Source organism: Kytococcus sedentarius (assembly GCF_041937525.1).
GTDB classification, from domain to species: Bacteria; Actinomycetota; Actinomycetes; order Actinomycetales; family Dermatophilaceae; genus Kytococcus; species Kytococcus sedentarius_A.
On record NZ_CP169391.1, the window covers coordinates 767853 to 785593 of the forward strand.

Sequence of the window (17741 nt, forward strand, 5' to 3'; positions counted from 1 at the left end):
AGGCTCACCGGGTGCTCGAGATGCTTCCCGCCTCCACCCGCTCGGACCTCGCCATCGACCTGCTCGCCGGGACCGAGGTGACCGATGCGGGTGACCACCTGGTGGTCCGCACGCCGGGGCGCCCGGGGTACCACTGGGGCAACTTCCTGCAGGTCACCCGCGGCGACGTGGACGACGCCGCCGGGTGGGTGCGCCGCTTCGAGGCCATCTTTCCCGGGGCACGCCACCTGGCGGTCGGGCTCCCCCGCGAGCCCGACCCTGCCGCGTGGGAGGCGCTGGGCCTGCGGGCCGACGTGACCGAGTGCCTCACCGCCCACCGGGCGCCGCGCCCGACCCCGGTGCCCCCGGGCCACCGGGTGGCCCCGTTGACCTCCGACGCCGACTGGGCCCAGCGCATCGCCACGGAGCTGGCCGAGAACGAGGCCACCGGCGAGTACCCACCGGAGGAGTACGCGGAGTTCGTCGCTGGTCAGGTGGCCGCCCGCCGACGGCTGGTCCAGGCCGGCCACGCCCACTGGGTGGGGGCGTGGACGCACCGGGGCGAGCTCGCCGCATCGATGGGGATCGTCGTGCTGGAGGACGGCCCCGTGCCCCTTGCGCGCTACCAGTCGGTGCTCACCCACCCCGCCCACCGGCGGCGCGGCCTCGCGCGCCACCTGCTGACGGTGGCGGCCCAGTGGGCCGGGGACACCGGCGCCGGTGAGTGGGTCATCGTGGCCGACGCCGGGTCGGACGCCGGGCGGCTCTACCGTGCGGCCGGGTTCGCCCCGGGCGCCCTGGCGTACGGCTACTACTCCAGCCGGTGGGGCTGAACCGGTTCAGCCGGGTCAGTCGTCCAGCTCGCGGCGCAGCGCGTCGGGGTCCCCGAACGAGTCCACCCGCGGCGGGCGCAGGATCGACCGGGAGACGTTGTTGAAGTCGAACCGGGCGAGCACCCGGGCGGCCTCCTCATCGGAGAGCTCGTACGCGTGGGCCAGCATGCGCACGTTCTCGGTGTAGAAGGCGTGGAGCTTGTCCACGTTCTTGATGAACTCGATCTCACTGCTCGCCATGGGTTTCCCTTCCCATCGTTCGTGTCGGGTCCATCCTGCCCCACCCGGGCACCCGATGAGATCCCCCTGGGCCGGGGTGGTGCCCGACTAGGCTGCTGCGGGTGAACAGCTCCCCCACACAGCCCCCGGTCGTCGCCGTCATCGTCAACCCCGTCCACGCGCACGCCATGCCGGCGCTCGTCGCCGCCCTGCGCACCGCGGAGTCGATGGGGTGGGAGCCGCCCCTGGTGCTCCGCACCACCGTGGACTCCCCCGGTGCCGCGCAGGCTCGGCAGGCCCTGGAGGCGGGGGCGGACCGGGTGCTGGTGATCGGTGGGGACGGCACCGTGCGGCAGGTGGCCGACGTGCTCGCCGGGACCGAGTGCGTGCTGGGCATCGTGCCCACCGGCACCGCCAACCTGGCGGCCCGCAACCTGGGCCTCAACGAGCTGCTCACCAAGACCGTCGACCACCTCGTCACCTCCGCCCTCACCACGGCGGGTGACCGCATCGACGTCGGACGGGCCACCTGGCGCACGGCCGAGGGGCTGGGGCGGGGCACCTTCCTGATGACGGCCGGGCTGGGCCACGACGCCGCGATCATCAGTGGCGTGGGGACCGCGGAGAAGGAGCGCCACGGCTGGCGGGCCTACGTGCGCCCGGCCCTCCGCCGCCTCGACGCTGCGGGGTGGCCGCTGCGGGTGGACGGCCGCGAGGTGCGCCCGTGGAGTCTCCTGATCACCAACTCGGGCTCCATCCCGTTGGGCATCGGTGTCTCCGGCGCACGGCTGGACGACGGCACCCTGCACGTGGTGGCTGTGGACCCCGACCCGCTGCTCGAGTGGTTCACCATCGCCCTGGCCGGGCTGCTCCCCGGCGCCCAGCACCTGCCGGGCATCGATCGGCGGGACACCCCACAGACCACCGTCGTCCCCGACTCCCCCACCCCCGCGCACCTGGACGGTGACCCGCTGGGCGAGGTCTGGGAGCTGTCCGCCTCGGTGGACCCCGGCGCCCTGCTGGTGGCCCGGCCGCGGCCCGCTGGCCGCGCCGCCCCCACGCTGGACGAGCAGGTTCTGGCCACCGCCGGGCCCGCCGGCATCGTGGCCATCATCAACGCCCTGCGTGAGGGGGGCATCACCGCCGGCGAGCGGGAGGAGGTCACCCTGGCCCTCACCGCCCTGGAGGGCGAGGAGCTGCAGCAGGTGAAGTACCTGTTGAACTCCGGGGGCGACGGCCACGACCTGGAGCACTTCGTCTACGACGTCCTCGATGGGGGGCAGCGGCGGCGCGTGCTCGACCACATCGCCGAGCAGGCCGTGCCCCACGACGAGCTGCGGGTGCTGTGCGACATCGACGACACCTTCAAGAGCAACCTCCACGACGACCGGTACGACCGGGGCACGGTGTACCCGGGCATCGTGGAGTTCCTCCGGGCGCTCGACGCCTCGGACGCCGCGGGCGACGACCACCTGCCGGGTGACCTGACCTTCGTGACCGCGCGCCCCGGCGGGGTGGGCGACCTCATCGAGCGGTACACACGGCGCGGGTTCACCGAGCACGACCTGCCCGCGCACACGATCATGACCGGCTCGCTGCGCGGCCTGCTGGACCGGGGGCGGATGGCCGGCGGCAAGGTCACCAACATCCGCCGCGATGCCGCGCTGTTCCCCGAGTGCCGGCAGGTGTTCATCGGCGACTCCGGGCAGGCCGATGCGGACGTGGCCCTGAAGGTGCGCCGGAGGTGGCCCGAGCACCTGGTGGCCTCCTTCATCCACTGCGTGACCGACGTGGACGAGGCCACCCGCGCCAGCTGGCGCGAGGAGGGGGTGTACGCCGTGGACGACTACGCCCAGGCGGCCCGCATCGCCGGCGAGCTCGGCCTCATCGACGCCGACCGGGTGGCCCGCGTGGAGCAGGCCGTCGAGCAGGGGGTGCCCGGCCTGCCGCGGTGACCCCCCTCCGCCGGGTGGGCCACCGTCCTCACTGGTTGGGCAGGGTCTCCAGGCGCTCCAGGATGCGCTGGCCACGCGCCGAGTCCGGGTCCAGCGCCACGGGGTAGCCCTGGTGCAGCGCCACCGGGGTGAAGGACACGTCGGTGACGCCCTGGTCGTCCAGGGTGAGGTGGAGGATGGCCGAGTCGGTGTGCTCCGCGCCCTCCGGGTAGCCGTCGAAGACGAAGTTGCCCAGCCCCCAGGCCACGAACGTGCCGTCCTGCTCGTGGGCGATCTGGCCCTGCAGCACGTGGGCGTGGTGGCCCAACACGGCGGTGGCACCCGCATCGAGGGCAGCCCGGGCGATCCCGCGCTGGGCGTCGTTGAGCTGGGTGCGGTTCTCCAGGCCGGCGTGCATCATCACCAGCACGTCGTCCACCTCGTCACGGACGGCGGCCACGTCCTGGGCCACCTGCTCGGGGTGCCCCCAGGCGACGCCGGCCCGGTCCGGGCGGGCCTCCCAGTCACGGTTGGCGAACGGGATGTAGCTGTCGTTGGCCACGTCCACGTAGGACAGCACCGCGATGCGGCGGCCGTTCGCCTCGATGATGGCGGGCTTGCGCGCGGCCGCCGGGTCGGCTCCGGCCCCGGAGAAGGGCAGCCCGGCGGCGTTCAGGTGCTCCACGGTGGTCGTGATGCCGCGCACGCCGAAGTCGTAGGTGTGGTTGTTGGCCAGCGACACGTAGTCGAAGCCCACGTCCTGCAGGACCTTCGGGGAGTTCGGCGGGGACATGAAGGTGTAGCGCTTGCCCACCTTCTGCCCCTGGTCCGCGGCCGTGCCCAGGGTGGTCTCCAGGTTGCCGAGGGTCAGGTCGGGCGCCGCGAGCTCGTCGGCCACCCCCGCGAACACCTTCGCACCCCGTCCGGCCGCGATGTCCCCCGCGGCACGGTGCGCGAGTTTCATGTCACCCACCACGGCCAGGGTCACGGGTCCGGCGTCCGGGTCGTCGGGGCGGTCGGCCGGGGCGCCGGCGGTGTTCCCGGAGGCAGACGGCGACGGGGTGGCTGGTCCGCTCGCCTCGTCGCTGGTGGGGCTGGCCTCGTCAGAGCTGGGGCCGGTCTCGTCAAAGCTGGGCTCGGATGCGCTGCTGGTGGGGCTGGCGTCACTGGACGGGCTGCTGGTGGAGCTGGCCTCGTCGCTGGTGGGGCTGGTCTCGTCAGAGGTGGGGCTGGATGCGCTGCTGGTGGGACTGTCCGTGCTGTTCCCGCTCGTGCTGCTCGTGCTGGGGTCCTCCCCGTCCTCCTGTGCCGAACAGGCGGCCAGGCCGAGGCCGAGCACCAAGCCCAGGGCGGTGGCGCGGTGGGCCAGGGGGCGGCGTGCGGTCGCGTTCATGCCCGCACGGTAGCGGCCCACGTCCCTGCAGCGCGCAGCGGCTCGTGACACGATGCCGGGGTGAAACCACCTCAAGCCCTTCGCAACACGTTCGGTCGCTCCCGGACGGCCGACGACGTGGCGGCCCCGATGCCCGAGGACCCGGACGTCCACGACGACCGCAGCGAGGTGCTCGCGGCAGGCTTCCGGTCCGTGGCAGCGTTCGCCCTGCGCCTGCTGCTGATCATGGCCGCACTCGGCGCCGTGCTCTGGCTGGTGGGCAAGCTGTGGGTGGGTGTCCTTCCCCTGTTGCTCGCCCTCATCCTCACCACCGTCCTGCAGCCGGTCGGTCGCTTCCTGCGCCGGTTCATGCCGGAGGGCCTGGCGGCGCTGACCACCGTCATCGGGGCGTTGCTGGTGCTGGTGGGCGTGCTCACCGCCATCGCGCCCTCGCTGGTGGAGCAGAGCGGTCAGATGGCCGACCGCGCCGTCACCGGCATCGAGGAGGTGCAGACCTGGGCCTCCGGTCCCCCGCTGAACATCCAGGACTCCCAGATCGATGCGGCCATCACCCAGCTCACCCAGCGCATCCAGGACGCCAGCGGGGACATCGCCGGTGGGGTCTTCACGGGTGTCTCCGCGGTCGCGTCCGCGTTCGTGACGGTGCTGATGACCCTGGTGCTCACCTTCTTCTTCGTCCGTGACGGCGAGAAGTTCCTGCCCTGGATCAGCCGCCTGTCCGGTCGCAGCGCGGCGCCGCACTTCACGGCGCTGGGCACCCGGCTGTGGCGCACCCTGAGCGGCTACGTGCGCGGCCAGGCGATCATCTCGGCCGTGGACGCCGTCCTCATCGGCATCGGACTGATCATCCTCGGCGTCCCCATGGCCGGCGCGCTGATCATCCTGACCTTCCTGGGAGGCTTCATCCCGATCGTGGGCGCCGTCGCGGTGGGCATCCTGTCCATCCTCGTGGCACTGGTCAGCGTCGGCTTCACCAAGGCGCTCATCCTGTTGGCGATCGTGCTGTTCGTGCAGAACGTGGAGGGAAACATCCTCCAGCCGATCGTGCAGGGCAAGGCGATGCAGGTGCACGAGGGTCTGGTGCTGCTCTCGGTGGCCGTCGGCGGATCGCTGTTCGGCATCCCCGGCGCCTTCCTGGCCGTCCCGGTGGCCGCGAGCGTGGTGGTGATCCTGCGCTACCTGAACGAGCAGGTGGACGCGCGCTCCGGGGCCGACCCGCAGACGCAGGCACGGGAGCGAGAGCTCGACAAGCAGGGCAAGCCCCACGGGCACCGCCAGCCGGAGTCCGAGGACTTCGATCCGGGGCACGACGACCGGGACGCCGGGAGCGACCGCCCGGGCGGTCAGGACCCAGCGGGCGACGACCGTCCCGCTCGTCGCGGCGCTGACGGCGAGGAGCAGGACACCCCCGGGCCGCGGTCCGGCCGCTCCCCCGGGACTGCGACGGGAGGCGCCCACCCGGCCGGCGCCTGAGGCAGGGTCCCGGTGAGCGGGCGCCGCGGCGCCCGCTCACCGCATCGGGACATGAAGGAGCCCCACACACCAGAGGGGGAAAGGTGTGTGGGGCTCCATCAGTCCCGCGCGGGCGGGACGGCCCGCGCGAGAGGTGTGAGGGGTCGGTCAGCTGGCCTTCTTCTTGGCCACGCCCCGGCGCTCGCGCAGGAACTCCAGGCGCTCCTGGAGCAGGTCCTCGAGCTCCGGGATGGAGCGACGCTCCAGCAGCATGTCCCAGTGGGTGCGCACGGGCTTGGTGGGCTTGCGCTCCGGCTCCGGGCCGTTCTCGAGCTTGGCCTCACCGCCACAGCGGCACTCCCACAGGGCGGGCAGCTCGGCCTCCACGGAGAAGGGCAGCTCGATGACGTGCCCCTGGGGGCAGTTGTAGCGGACGGTCTGTCGCTCGCTGAAGGTGACGTTCTCGTCGCTCTCCATCGAGAGGGCGGAGAGGTTCGTGCCACGCAGGGATCGCTCGGCCATGCTTGAACTCCTGATGCCCCGGTGAAGGGGCGGACGCTGGGTGACTGGTGGTTCGTCGGGGGTGGTGCGGCGCGCTTCGCTGGACGCCCTGTCCGCCTCCGGCCACGCACAGGTGAACATCAGTTGAACGGCTGACATTCCCGCAAGGGGTCCCGTGGGGAGGCGGTGGTGCCGCGCCAGCGCGGCAATCCATCAGTGTGCCAGAACGTGACGGTTCACCGCCAGTTCACCCGGGTGTGGTGTGCCGCACCCCTCCTGGGGCGCCGATGGGGTGCCTCCCCGCCGCGGCTCACGGCCGGTCGTCGAGGATCTCACCCTCCAGCACCTCGTCGTCTCCGGGCCGCGTGCTGCCGGAGGACGGGCCGCGCCCACGGGAGCGGGGCGGGTCGGTGCGTTCACCGGGGAAGCCTCCCCCGGGGCCGCCCGCCTGCCCGAAGGGGTCGCCGAAGGGGTCCCCGAAGCCCATGGGCTGCTCACCGAAGGGGTCACCGCCGAAGAGCATGCCGCCGAGCAGCTTCTTCTCCACCACGCGCTGCAGCACCCGGCGGGTGAGCGGACGGGTGAAGGGCAGCACCAGGAACAGGCCCATCGCATCGGTGATGAAGCCGGGTGCCAGGAGCAGCGTGCCACCCACCAGCACCAGGGCGGCGTCGGTGAGCTGGCGGGAGAGCTCGTGCCCGGTGCCCAGGGAGTGCTTGAGCGCCTTCCACGTGCGTGAGCCCTCGCGGGTGACGATCCACGCACCCAGGGTCGACCACAAGATCAGCAGCCCGATGGTCCAGCCTGCGCCGATCTGCCGTCCCACGGCCAGGATGGCGGCGACCTCCGCCATCGGCATGACGAGCAGCAGCACGCTGAGCACCACCAGCCAGGTCGGCTTCCTGCGACGGCGGGCTCCGGTCTGCACGGCGCGGGGGCTCACCGGGGGGTCACGTCCCCACCCGGCCCGCGGCCGAGGGCGCGCTGCACCTGACCGGTGCGGTGCTCGATCGCCCACCGGGTCACGCGCACCAGGGACTCCTTGACGATGGACGAGTCCATCTTGGAGTTGCCCCGCTCGCGCTCGATGAACTCGATGGGCACCTCCACCACGCGCAGCCCGCCGCGGACCGCCCGCCAGGCCATGTCCACCTGGAAGCAGTAGCCCACCGAGTCGACGGTCTGCAGGTCCAGCTGGCGCAGGGCCGAGGCGCGGTACACGCGGTAGCCGCCGGTGGCGTCGTTGAGCGGCATGCCCAGGGCGAGCTTGATGTACACGTTGCCCAGCTGGGAGATGAGCTTGCGGTCCAGCGGCCAGTTCACGACGCTGCCGCCGGGCACCCAGCGGGAGCCGAGAACCACGTCGGCGCCGGCGTCGGCGGCCTCGAGCAGCAGGTGGAGCTGCTCGGGCTGGTGGGAGCCGTCGGCGTCCATCTCCACCGCGGCGTCGTAGCCCTGCGCCAGCGCCCACTCGAAGCCGGCGAGGTAGGCCCGGCCCAGCCCCTCCTTGCCCTTGCGGTGCAGGACGTGCACCTGCGGGTCGGCGGCTGCGAGGCGGTCTGCGATCTCCCCGGTGCCGTCGGGCGAGTTGTCGTCGAGCACGACGACGTCCACCTGGGGGGTCGCCGCGCGCACCCGTCCGACGATCCACTCGAGGTTCTCGGCCTCGTTGTACGTGGGGATCAGCACGGCGACGCGCTGCAGGGGCGCGCGCTCGGGGGTCGACTGGCTCACGAGCTCTCGTTCTCCATCAGGGGGGTACGGGTCACCGGTGACAACACCGGTCAGTGGTCGGAACATCCCATCATGCCCGCTCGGTGCGCGTCCTCCCCCGGCGGGTTGAGGGTGGCAGCAGCCCGGCGACGGCCGCGGGCACCACCAGGGCGCCCAGCACCCAGGTGGGCCAGTTGCCCAGTCGGGTGGCCAGCGTGAGGCCGTCGTTCAGCGGCAGCGATGCGGAGAGCAGGGCGGGCTCGAACAGCTCTGTCCCGCGCGGCTCGCCCCCGTCGGGCGAGGACAGGATGCTGCCGTCGGGCCCCAGCAGCGCGCTCACGCCCACGGTGCTGATGTGCACCACCGAGCGGGCGTGCTCCATGGCCCGCACCCGGCTGATGGCGAGCTGCTGGGTGGACTGGTCGGTGATGCCGAAGCTCGCGTTGTTGGTGGGGATGAACAGCAGCTCGGAGCCCTCCACCACGGGCACGCGCATGAGGTCGTCGTAGGCCACCTCGAAGCAGATGCCCATCCCCACCCGCAGGTCGCCTGCGTCCGTGGGCACGTCCATGGCGCCCATCTCGTCACCGGAGGCGAAGTCCCGCGGCACGAGGTCGACCTTGGGTGTGATCCTGCGGAACAGGTCGCGGTGCGGGATCCACTCACCGAAGGGCACCGGGTGCTGCTTGTCGTAGCGGGCCACCGGGCCCTGGCCGGGCAGGTACTGGAGCACCGCGTTGGAGACCATCGGGCTGGGCTCACGCAGGATGGCACCCACCAGCATCGGGGTGTCGATGGCCCAGCTGGCCTCGGCCAGCAGCCCCGCGGCCTCCTCGTCGCGCGTGGGGTCCACGTCCGAGGCGTTCTCCGGCAGGAAGACCACGTCCGGCTGCGGGCGTTCCCCGGCCTCGATCTCCTCCGCGGCCCGGTGCACCAGCGAGGTGTGGTTGGTGAGCACCTCCCGGGCGTTCTCGTTGAAGCGGAAACCGCTCTGCGGGGCGTCGCCCTGCACCGCCAGCACGTCCAGGGAGCCGCCGGTGGGGTCGTTCACCGGCAGCAGCAGCGGTCCCACGGTCAGGGCCGCCGCGCCGGCCAGCGTGCCGAGCACCACGGGAGCTCGGCGGCGTGCAACGGCCAGGCAGGCCAGGGCGAGCAGACCGCCGATGGCTCCCACCCAGGCGCTCAGGCCGGCGGCGGTCACCCAGCGCACGGCCGCCAGAGTGGGAGCCTCGGCCTGCGAGAAGGCCAGCCGCGCCCACGGGAAACCGCCCCACGGGATGGTGGAGCGCACCCACTCCTGGACCACCCAGCAGGCCCCCACGAGCAGCGGGAGCAGGGCGGTCTCGACGGGCAACGAGAAGCGGGAGGTCCACCGCTGCACGGCCACCAGCAGGATCCCCATGCCGATGAGGTAGCTGGCCTCGAAGCCGGCGAGCGCCAGCCATGCGTCGGCCCCCACGTAGATGCCCGACCAGCGCAGCAGCGGGACGAACAGGGCCAGTCCCGCCACCAGCCCGACGAGTCCCCCGGTGGCCAGGTGGGCCCCGCGGGTGGCCAGGGTGATCAGGGCGACCCCCGGGGCAGCGGCCCACCAGAGGCCGGCGTCCGGGAAGGACAGCCAGAGGGCAGTTCCCCCCAGGAGTGCGGCGAAGAGGCGTTGGAGGAGGGCGACCACGCCGGGAGTCTAGGCCGCGACGCTGGCTGCGCCGTGCTGCGACTCCCGGTCCGTCGCCGTCTGGACCGCAGGGCGGTGATCGCGAGAACCGCGCCGTTGGGGCCGTGGGCGACCCGGCTGGTTGCCGACCCGTCCACGTTTTCTACTGAGCGCGGTTCTCACGACACCGGATGTTCGACGGGCGAACGCCTCGGTGATGGGCAGAAACTACCTGCTCCACGGCCCCAGTCAATCCGGCTCTGACCTGCGCATATGCACGTTTGCGCAGGTCAGGGGCACATGGCGTGGCAGCGAACTACATCGGGGGAATTCCTGCGTCGTGCGCCACGTGCCCGTCCACCACCGTGACCAGGGCCTGCGGGGGCTCCCAGCCGGCCACCCAGTCGTCGAGCGCGCGCGGGCTGGAGCCGTCCACCGTGGTGTCCCAGAGCACCACGTCGGCCTCCCCGCCGCGGCGGATGGAACCGCCCTGGCGGCCGAGCGCACCCCAACCGCTCGTGGTGTGCAGCGAGAGAGCGCGCGTGGCGGGCAGGAGGCCGCCGGGATTCTGGGGCCGCACGCACGCCCGCAGGGCACCCCACGGGTCCCAAGGGGTCACCGGGGAGTCCGAGCCGAAGCACACCGGGACGCCCAGCTCGTCGAGCGTGCGCCAGGGGTTGGTGCGCTGCCACCGCTCCCCCAGCCGCATCCGGTACAGATCCTGGGGGCCGCCCCACAGACCCTCGAACATCGGCTGCATCGAGCAGGTGACCCCGAGCCGCGCAAAGGTGGTCATGGCGCGCCGGGAGGGCAGCTCCGCGTGCTCGATGCGGTGCTGGGCCGCGCGGACCGCATCGGCCCCCAGTCGCTGCGCGGCCTGCTCCAGCCCCTCCGCGGCCAGCTCGATGGCCGCGTCACCGATGGCGTGGAAGCCTCCCTGCACCCCGGCGAGCGTGCAGGCGACGAGGTGCTCGGTGACCTCCTCGAGGGTCAGGTACATGTCCCCGGTGGTGTCGGGGGCGTCCGTGTAGGGCTCCAGCATGCCGGCGTTGCGGGCGCCGATGCTGCCGTCCAGGTAGATGTCGCCCCCCAGGCCCACCACGCCCAGGGCATCACGCAGGTTGGCTGCGCGCACCGGGTCGTCCACCAGCTCCCCCCAGTAGGCCGCGGTTCGCGGGCGACCCTGACCGCCGGCGAGGGCCACGTCCCGCACGTCCTCCTGGCTGGTCAGATTGGTGGCCCCCATCTCGTGGACCATGCCCACGCCCGCGCGGGCTGCCGCGGCCAGGGCGAGGTCGATGTTGCGGCGCCGGGCCCCCGGGCCCACGGAGGCGGCCCAGGCCTGCACCACCGCGTCCTGCGCGGCCCGGGTGGCGGTGCCCACGCCGTCCCACCCGTCCTTGGTGGCGACGCCCGCCACGGCGGCCAGCGAGGAGGAGACGCAGGCGGCGTGCAGGTCGACCCGTGGGGCATAGACCACACCCCCACCGGAGGCGCGGTCGAGCTCGGCGGCGGTCAGCGCCCGGTTCTCCACCCAGTGGGTCTCGTCCCAGGAGTGGGCGAAGATCGGTGCGCCCGGCTGGCGTGCGGCGGCGGCCGCCACCCGGTCCAGCGCCTCGGCGACGCTGCGGGTGCCGGACAGGTCGGCCCCACCCAGCACCTCCCCGGTGGCCGAGACGTGGGCGTGCGCGTCCACGAAGGCCGGCGTGACCAGCCGCCCCTCCCCCTCGATGGTGCGGGGGTGCCGCAGACCCGAGGTGTCCGGCGCCTGGTCCGTGGGCCCCACCCAGGCCACGCGACCGGCCCGCAGCACGATCGTCTGGTCCGGCTCCGGCAGGAGGTCGGGATTCCAAGTGGTCACGTTCCGCAGGACGATGGGCTGCATCGGACCAGTGTGCGTGATGTGCGGCTGCCGTTTGGGAGACTCGCGGGCATGAGGATCCCCACGACCCCCGCCACCGTCGCCCTCGACGCCGCCGGCGTCCCCTGGACCGGCCACGCGTTCGGCCACGAGGACGACGTGGAGGGCTACGGGCAGGAGGCGGCCGAGGCGCTGGGCATCGAGCCCGAGCGCATCTTCAAGACCCTCGTGGTGGACGGCGGCGGCAAGGGCAGCACCCACCTGGCCGTGGGCGTGGTGGCCGTGGCCGACCGCCTGGACACCAAGGCGATCGCCCGCGAGCTGGGTGTCAAGCGCGTCTCGATGGCGGATCGCTCCGACGCCGAGCGGGCCACCGGCTACGTGGTGGGCGGCATCTCACCCTTCGGGCAGAAGACGCGCCTGCCGATGCTGGTGGACCGGCGCATCCAGGAGCACGACACGGTCTTCCTCTCCGGGGGGCGACGGGGGTTCGACGTGGAGCTCACCCCATCGGCACTGCTGGAGGCGACCGGCGGACGCCTGGCCGACATCCGTCAGTCCTGAGGGGTGCCCCCGAAGGCGGGCCTGCTCTCCCAGGGGGTGGTGAGCACCATCGTGGTGGTGGTGGAGCAGCGCGCGGTGGCACGGATGACGGCGATGAGCTCCTCCAGCACGCTGGGGCGGCTGACACGCACCAGCAGCATGTAGCTGGCCGACCCCGCCACGCTCCAGCAGGCCTCCACCTCGGTGAGGTGGCGCAGCCGGTCGGGCACGTCGTCGGGCGCCCCGGGGTCGAACGGGGTCAGCGAGAGCAGGGCGGTCACCGGCAGCCCGGCGGCCTCGGGGTCGATGACGGCCGTGTACCGCTGGATCACGCCGTTCTCCTCCAACCGCTTCACCCGTTGGTGGGCCGCGGAGGTCGAGAGGTGCACCTTCTGCGCGAGGTCGGTGAAGCTCATCCGACCGTCCCGGGTGAGGTGCTGGACGATCAGGCGGTCGGTGGTGTCGAGGGGCTGGCTGCTCACGGCCCCACCCTAGGGCCATGCGCGGCCTGAACGCCGGTGACCGCCAACGGCCGCTGTCCTAGTCTGGTCGGGTGACCGACGGACCGTTGATGCTGATCGATGCCGCGAGCCTGTACTACCGGGCCTTCCACGGGGTGCCCGACCGCCGGCGTGACCCGGCCCAGCCACCCAACAACGCCGTCCGCGGCCTGGTGGACATGACGGCCTCCCTCATCGGGCAGCGCGGCCCGGCAGCCCTGGTCATGTGCTGGGACGACGACTGGCGCCCCGCCTTCCGCGTGGAGGCCATCCCCAGCTACAAGCAGCACCGCCTGGCGCCCGGTGACACCACCGGCACCACCGAGGACACCCCGCCGGACCTGGTGCCGCAGGTGCCGGTGATCGTGGAGCTGCTGGCCGCCCTCGGCATCGCTCGCGTGGGGGCGCCGGGGTACGAGGCCGATGACGTGATCGGCACCCTCGTGGAGCGCACCGCCGGCCGCCGCCCCGTGGAGGTGGTCACCGGCGACCGCGACCTGTTCCAGCTGGTGGACGACGCCGCCGGCGTGAGCGTGCTCTACACCGCCCGCGGCGGGGTGCGGGACGCCGACGAGGTGGACGAGTCCTGGCTGGTGCAGAGGTACGGGCTGGCCTCCGGGCGCGCCTACGCCGAGATGGCCGTCCTGCGCGGCGACCCCTCCGACGGGCTGCCCGGGGTGCAGGGGATCGGCGAGAAGACGGCCGTGCAGCTGCTGGACACCTTCGGCTCGCTGGCCGGCATCATCGAGGCGCTCGACCGCGGCGACGAGCGCATCAAGGGCGCCCGCCGCACCCGCCTGGAGGACGCGTGGGAGTACCTGACGGCCGCCCCGCGGGTGGTGGACGTGGCCCGCGACGCCCCGGTGGAGCTCGACGAGACCGCGATGGCGCTGCCGACCGCCGTGGCTGACGAGGCAGCCGTGCGCCGCCTCGTTGAGCGGTACGACCTCGGCAGCCCCGTCGGGCGACTGCTGGAGGCGCTGGGTGCGCCGCCGCTGAACTGAGTCGGTCCAGCCCGCCTCAGGAGACCCGGGTCAGTCCAGCCGGTCGGCGGCCACCACGCCGCGCAGCACCTGGTTCATCGCCTTGCGCGCGGTGCCCTGCACCGAGGGGTGCGGTGCGGCGAGCTCCACCTGGCCGAGCAGGTCCACCACCTGCTTGGCACGGCGCACGAAGTCGCCGGCGGAGAGCTCGGAGTCCCGCAGCACCATCTCCAGGCGCGCGCCGGAGGCCCACTTGTGCATCATCCACGCCATGCCGGCGTCCGGCTGGTCCGTGGGTGGCAGCTGGTGCTCGATCTCCGAGTCCTCGATGCGGGACCACAGGTCGATCATGCGGTCGTAGGCCCGGTCCACCCGGTCGGTGGGCATGGAGGGGTTGATGGTCACCTCGCCGCGCCGGGGCTCGTGGATGATCACCGAGGCGATGGCGGCAAGCTCCGCGGCGTCCAGCCCCTGCCAGGTGCCGCGCTGCAGGCACTCGGCCACCAGCAGGTCCTTCTCGGTGTAGGTGCGCTGCAGGATGCGCCCGGCCTCGGTGACCTCCTGGCCGTCCTCGCTCAGGTAACCCCACTCGGTCAGCAGTGCGCAGATGCGGTCGAAGGCCCGGCTCACCGTGTGGGTGCGCCGGGCGACCTTGCGTCGCAGGCCGGCGGTCTCCCGGTCCAGCGTGTGCAGGCGGGCCGCCCACCGGGCGTGCTCCTCCCGGTCCGGGCAGGCGTGGCAGGGGTGCCGCTTGAGGGCCGCCCGCAGCTGGTCGATGCGGTCGAGCCCGTTCGCTCCCCGGCCGGCCGCGTGGTCCGAAGGGGCGGACGCGGCATCGTGGTCCTCGGCCCCCTTCCGACCCCGCCCGGGCGGCGGATCGGCATCGGGCACCTTCGCCCGCATCGTGGCCGCCAGGTCCTTGCGGTCCTTCGGCTTGCGGGGGTTGAAGCGGGAGGGGATCTGGATGCTGCCCTGCACCACGGGCGGCTCGTCGAGGTCGGCGGCGATGACGGTGCGCAGGCGCCCCGCATCGGTCACCAGGGCCACGTCCTCGTGCTTGCGGCTCACCCCGTGCGTGCCGGTGATGACCACCGCGCGCCCCGCCCGACGCCCCGAGCCGATGCGGAGCACGTCGCCGGGCACGAGCTCGCCCAGGGCGTTCTCCACCTGCGCGCGCTGGGCGGCCCCGCGGCGCTTGGCGGCATCCTTCTCCGCCTGCGAGAGCTCCTGGCGCAGCGCGGCGTACTCGGAGAAGTCACCCAGGTGGCACTCCATGGCCTCCCGGTAGCCCTCGATGGCCTCGGTGTTGCGGTCCACGGCGCGGGAGTGCCCCGCCATCGCGCGGTCGGCCTGGAACTGGGCGAAGGACTCCTCCAGCAGCTCCCGGGCGGCCTGTCGCCCCATCCGGTCCACGAGGTTCACGGCCATGTTGGGCGAGGGGCGGAAGGAGGACTTCAGCGGGAAGGTGCGCGTGGAGGCCAGGCCGGCCACATGGGTGGGGTCCACCCGCGGCCCCGAGAGCACCACGGCGTGCCCCTCCACGTCGATGCCGCGACGGCCCGCCCGCCCGGTGAGCTGGGTGTACTCGGCCGGGGTGAGGTCGGCGTGGTTCTCGCCGTTGAACTTCACCAGCTTCTCGATGACGGTGGTCCGCGCGGGCATGTTCACGCCCAAGGCAAGCGTCTCGGTGGCGAACACGCACTGGATGCGCCCGGCGGCGAAGAGCTCCTCCACGATCTCGCGGAACAGCGGCAGCATGCCGGCGTGGTGGGCGGCGTAGCCGTTCGTGAGGCCCTCCACGAAGTCGTGGTAGCCCAGCACGCCGAGGTCCTCGGGGGCCACCTGCAGCACGCGGGCCTCCACCTCGTCGTGGATGGCCTCGCCCTCCTCGTCGCTGATCAGGCGCGTGCCGGAGGCGAGCAGCTGGCGCACCGCGGAGTCGCAGCCGATGCGGGAGAAGATGAAGACGATGGCGGGCAGCAGGCCGTCGGCGTGCAGGGCCTGCACCACCTGGGCACGGGAGGGCGTGCCGACGCCGCGCGCGGGCGGGCCACCGCGGGAGGGGCCACCCTGGTGGCGGTGGTCGTCCCGGCCCCGCCCGCTGCCGCGCCGACCGCGTCCCCGGCGACCGGCCGGTCCCCCGGAGTCCTCGCGGTGCCAGGCGGTGCGCTCGGCCTGGGCGGTGCGCAGGCGGGCCATGAGCTCGGGGTTCACCGCGCGCGAGCTGCCGGCCCGGGCGCCCACCCCACCCTCGGAGAAGAGGTCGTACAGGTCGTTGCCCACCAGCATGTGCTGCCACAGCGGCACCGGGCGCACCTCGGAGACCACCACCTCGGTGTCACCGCGCACCTGGGCCAGCCAGGCACCGAACTCCTCGGCGTTGCTCACGGTGGCTGAGAGGCTGATGACCTGCACGTCCTGGGGAAGGTGCAGGATCACCTCCTCCCACACCACACCGCGCATGCGGTCGGCCAGGTAGTGCACCTCGTCCATCACCACGAAGCCCAGCCCGGCGAGCGTGGAGGAGTCGGAGTACAGCATGTTGCGCAGCACCTCGGTGGTCATCACCACCACCGGGGCGTTGCCGTTCACGGAGCTGTCACCGGTGAGCAGGCCGACGTTGGCCTCGCCGTACTCCTCGGCCAGGTCGTGGTACTTCTGGTTGCTCAGCGCCTTGATGGGCGTGGTGTAGAAGCACTTGCGGCCGGTGGCCAGGGCCAGGTGGACGGCGAACTCCCCCACCACCGTCTTGCCGGCGCCGGTGGGTGCGGCCACCAGGGCCCCCTTGCCGTCCTCCACCGCCTCACACGCCGTCACCTGGAAGTCGTCGAGCTGGAAGGGCTGCCCCATCAGGAAGTCCTGCAGGTGCGGGTGGCGGGCGCGGCGCTTGGCCGCCGCGAAACGGTCGGAGGGACTGGACATGTCCCCACCCTAGGTGGGAACCGCCAGTCCCTCGCATCGTGGCCCGGTGCAGGGCCGATGGGGTCAGAGCGCCGAGGCGGTGTCCGCGTCCGTCTCCATCCACTCCGGGCGCTTGCGCTTGCGCATCCTGTCCCGTGCCATGGCGATGCCGCAGGCGATGAAGTACATGATCATCATCGGGATGGTGAGGGTCACCATCGACATGGGGTCGGGCGCTGCCAGGGCGGCGAACACCAGCACACCCACGGTGGCCCAGCGCCAGCTCCTGAGCATGACGCGTCCGGAGAGCAGCCCGGCGTGGTTGATGGCCACCATGATCACCGGCAGCAGGAAGGCGATGCCGAACCAGAGGATGAAGTTGCCCACGAACGCGAAGTAGGGCTCGGCGGCGGTGAAGTTGGCCCCACCCTCGGGGATGAAGGCGTCCAGCAGGGTCTTGACCGCCGTGGGCAGCGCCCAGATGGCCAGGGCACAGCCGGCCAGGAACATCGGCACGGCCACCAGGAAGTAACCGAATGCGATGAGCTTCTCGCGCCGGTACAGGCCGGGCAGGATGAACGCCCAGAACTGCCACAGCCAGATGGGGCTGGCGAGGATGACCCCCACCACCGCCGACATCTTGGCCTTGATGGTGAAGGCCTGGGTCACGCCCCCGGCGCTGTAGTTGATCTCGTTGGTTCCGCCGTTCTTCTCAGCGAGCTCCTCGATGGGCTGCATGAAGAATCCAGCGATGTCCTCGTAGTAGTACCACCCCACGCAGAGCCCGACGAACACCGCAGCCGCCGCGATGAGCAGGCGGTTGCGGAGTTCCTTGAAGTGCTCCATGAGGGCCATGCGGCCCTCCGGGTTGGAGGCCTTCCGACGGAAGGGAACGCGGGGTGCCACGTCCGTCAGTCGAGGCGGGTGCCGTCGCTGGGCTTGTTGTGGTCGGCCGAGCGGGTCGGGTCGGACAGCCGCGAGTCAGGGCGCTCCGCGTCGTAGCGGTCAGCGTGGTCGCGCGGGTTCCACGAGTCGTCGCGGACGTCCTCACGACGGTCGTCGGCGACGCGGTCGCGACGCTCGTCGCGGACCTCACGGGCCTCGCCGTCCACGGTGTCGTCCTTGCCGTCCTTCTTCATCTCCCCGACCTCGGACTTCAGCACGCGGGCCGAGCGGCCGAGGCTGCGCGCCATGTCCGGGAGCTTCGCCGAGGCGAAGACGAGCACGATCACGAGGATCAGGATGAGCAGGATCCAAGGGTTGTCGAACAACCGG

Annotated in this window: 16 protein-coding genes; 5 read left to right on the forward strand and 11 right to left on the reverse strand. The window is 72.5% G+C overall.

What is annotated here, in order from left to right; translation table 11 throughout:
• Window positions 1–20: 20 nt before the first annotated feature.
• Window positions 21–812, forward strand: a complete 792-nt coding sequence (locus ACEY2A_RS03575) for a GNAT family N-acetyltransferase (protein WP_374929964.1) — start codon at window positions 21–23, stop codon at window positions 810–812.
• Between the two features lie 15 nt (window positions 813–827).
• On the opposite strand, the gene ACEY2A_RS03580 is transcribed toward ACEY2A_RS03575, so the two are convergent.
• Window positions 828–1052 carry a hypothetical protein gene (locus ACEY2A_RS03580; RefSeq protein WP_374929506.1) on the reverse strand — a complete coding sequence of 75 codons (225 nt, stop codon included), beginning with the start codon at window positions 1050–1052 and terminating at the stop codon, window positions 828–830.
• 101 nt (window positions 1053–1153) lie between these two features.
• On the opposite strand from ACEY2A_RS03580, the gene ACEY2A_RS03585 reads away from it, so the two are divergent.
• Window positions 1154–2986, forward strand: a complete 1833-nt coding sequence (locus ACEY2A_RS03585) for a diacylglycerol kinase family protein (RefSeq protein ID WP_374929507.1) — start codon at window positions 1154–1156, stop codon at window positions 2984–2986.
• A gap of 28 nt (window positions 2987–3014) precedes the next feature.
• Here ACEY2A_RS03585 and ACEY2A_RS03590 read toward each other — a convergent pair whose 3' ends face one another.
• A complete protein-coding gene (locus ACEY2A_RS03590) occupies window positions 3015–4358 on the reverse strand; it encodes a CapA family protein (RefSeq protein WP_374929508.1) in 1344 nt (447 codons plus the stop codon).
• 129 nt (window positions 4359–4487) lie between these two features.
• Here ACEY2A_RS03590 and ACEY2A_RS03595 point away from each other — a divergent pair, with 129 nt between their 5' ends.
• Complete coding sequence (locus ACEY2A_RS03595; RefSeq protein WP_374929509.1) at window positions 4488–5831, forward strand: AI-2E family transporter; 1344 nt, start codon at window positions 4488–4490, stop codon at window positions 5829–5831.
• Between the two features lie 147 nt (window positions 5832–5978).
• On the opposite strand, the gene ACEY2A_RS03600 is transcribed toward ACEY2A_RS03595, so the two are convergent.
• The 5 genes from ACEY2A_RS03600 to ACEY2A_RS03620 form a co-directional block, all read right to left on the reverse strand.
• Entirely contained in the window at window positions 5979–6332 is a 354-nt protein-coding gene (locus ACEY2A_RS03600) for an RNA polymerase-binding protein RbpA (RefSeq protein ID WP_374929510.1), read from the reverse strand.
• A 289-nt stretch (window positions 6333–6621) separates the two neighbouring features.
• Window positions 6622–7254, reverse strand: coding sequence for an FxsA family protein (locus ACEY2A_RS03605; protein WP_374929511.1), 633 nt, complete (start codon window positions 7252–7254; stop codon window positions 6622–6624).
• Complete coding sequence (locus ACEY2A_RS03610) at window positions 7251–8045, reverse strand: polyprenol monophosphomannose synthase (RefSeq protein WP_374929512.1); 795 nt, start codon at window positions 8043–8045, stop codon at window positions 7251–7253. The genes ACEY2A_RS03605 and ACEY2A_RS03610 overlap by 4 nt, the downstream gene beginning before the upstream one ends.
• Window positions 8046–8115: 70 nt before the next feature.
• On the reverse strand, window positions 8116–9699 hold the full coding sequence (gene lnt, locus ACEY2A_RS03615; RefSeq protein ID WP_374929513.1) for an apolipoprotein N-acyltransferase: 1584 nt from the start codon (window positions 9697–9699) through the stop codon (window positions 8116–8118).
• A 295-nt stretch (window positions 9700–9994) separates the two neighbouring features.
• Window positions 9995–11563, reverse strand: coding sequence for an amidohydrolase (locus tag ACEY2A_RS03620; RefSeq protein WP_374929514.1), 1569 nt, complete (start codon window positions 11561–11563; stop codon window positions 9995–9997).
• Between the two features lie 48 nt (window positions 11564–11611).
• On the opposite strand from ACEY2A_RS03620, the gene ACEY2A_RS03625 reads away from it, so the two are divergent.
• Window positions 11612–12103, forward strand: coding sequence for an aminoacyl-tRNA deacylase (locus ACEY2A_RS03625; RefSeq protein WP_374929515.1), 492 nt, complete (start codon window positions 11612–11614; stop codon window positions 12101–12103).
• On the opposite strand, the gene ACEY2A_RS03630 is transcribed toward ACEY2A_RS03625, so the two are convergent.
• Window positions 12094–12564 carry an Lrp/AsnC family transcriptional regulator gene (locus ACEY2A_RS03630; protein ID WP_374929516.1) on the reverse strand — a complete coding sequence of 157 codons (471 nt, stop codon included), beginning with the start codon at window positions 12562–12564 and terminating at the stop codon, window positions 12094–12096. The genes ACEY2A_RS03625 and ACEY2A_RS03630 overlap by 10 nt on opposite strands.
• A gap of 89 nt (window positions 12565–12653) precedes the next feature.
• Between ACEY2A_RS03630 and ACEY2A_RS03635 the strand changes: the two genes are divergently transcribed.
• Complete coding sequence (locus tag ACEY2A_RS03635) at window positions 12654–13586, forward strand: 5'-3' exonuclease H3TH domain-containing protein (RefSeq protein WP_374929965.1); 933 nt, start codon at window positions 12654–12656, stop codon at window positions 13584–13586.
• Window positions 13587–13616: 30 nt separating this feature from the next.
• Here ACEY2A_RS03635 and ACEY2A_RS03640 read toward each other — a convergent pair whose 3' ends face one another.
• The 3 genes from ACEY2A_RS03640 to tatA form a co-directional block, all read right to left on the reverse strand.
• Window positions 13617–16487 carry a DEAD/DEAH box helicase gene (locus ACEY2A_RS03640; protein WP_374929517.1) on the reverse strand — a complete coding sequence of 957 codons (2871 nt, stop codon included), beginning with the start codon at window positions 16485–16487 and terminating at the stop codon, window positions 13617–13619.
• A 63-nt stretch (window positions 16488–16550) separates the two neighbouring features.
• Window positions 16551–17372 (reverse strand): twin-arginine translocase subunit TatC, encoded by an 822-nt coding sequence (tatC, locus tag ACEY2A_RS03645; RefSeq protein WP_374929518.1) that lies wholly within the window; start codon window positions 17370–17372, stop codon window positions 16551–16553.
• 5 nt (window positions 17373–17377) lie between these two features.
• A complete protein-coding gene (gene tatA, locus ACEY2A_RS03650) occupies window positions 17378–17737 on the reverse strand; it encodes a Sec-independent protein translocase subunit TatA (RefSeq protein ID WP_374929519.1) in 360 nt (119 codons plus the stop codon).
• Window positions 17738–17741: the final 4 nt, after the last annotated feature.

Coding starts and splice junctions, on each gene's coding strand:
- ACEY2A_RS03575 (WP_374929964.1), top strand. CDS start 21: ATGCTTCCCGCCTCCACCCGCTCGGACCTCGCCATCGACCTGCTCGCC.
- ACEY2A_RS03580 (WP_374929506.1), bottom strand. CDS start 1,052: ATGGCGAGCAGTGAGATCGAGTTCATCAAGAACGTGGACAAGCTCCAC.
- ACEY2A_RS03590 (WP_374929508.1), bottom strand. CDS start 4,358: ATGAACGCGACCGCACGCCGCCCCCTGGCCCACCGCGCCACCGCCCTG.
- ACEY2A_RS03595 (WP_374929509.1), top strand. CDS start 4,488: ATGCCCGAGGACCCGGACGTCCACGACGACCGCAGCGAGGTGCTCGCG.
- ACEY2A_RS03600 (WP_374929510.1), bottom strand. CDS start 6,332: ATGGCCGAGCGATCCCTGCGTGGCACGAACCTCTCCGCCCTCTCGATG.
- ACEY2A_RS03620 (WP_374929514.1), bottom strand. CDS start 11,563: ATGCAGCCCATCGTCCTGCGGAACGTGACCACTTGGAATCCCGACCTC.
- ACEY2A_RS03625 (WP_374929515.1), top strand. CDS start 11,612: ATGAGGATCCCCACGACCCCCGCCACCGTCGCCCTCGACGCCGCCGGC.
- ACEY2A_RS03635 (WP_374929965.1), top strand. CDS start 12,654: ATGCTGATCGATGCCGCGAGCCTGTACTACCGGGCCTTCCACGGGGTG.
- ACEY2A_RS03640 (WP_374929517.1), bottom strand. CDS start 16,487: ATGTCCAGTCCCTCCGACCGTTTCGCGGCGGCCAAGCGCCGCGCCCGC.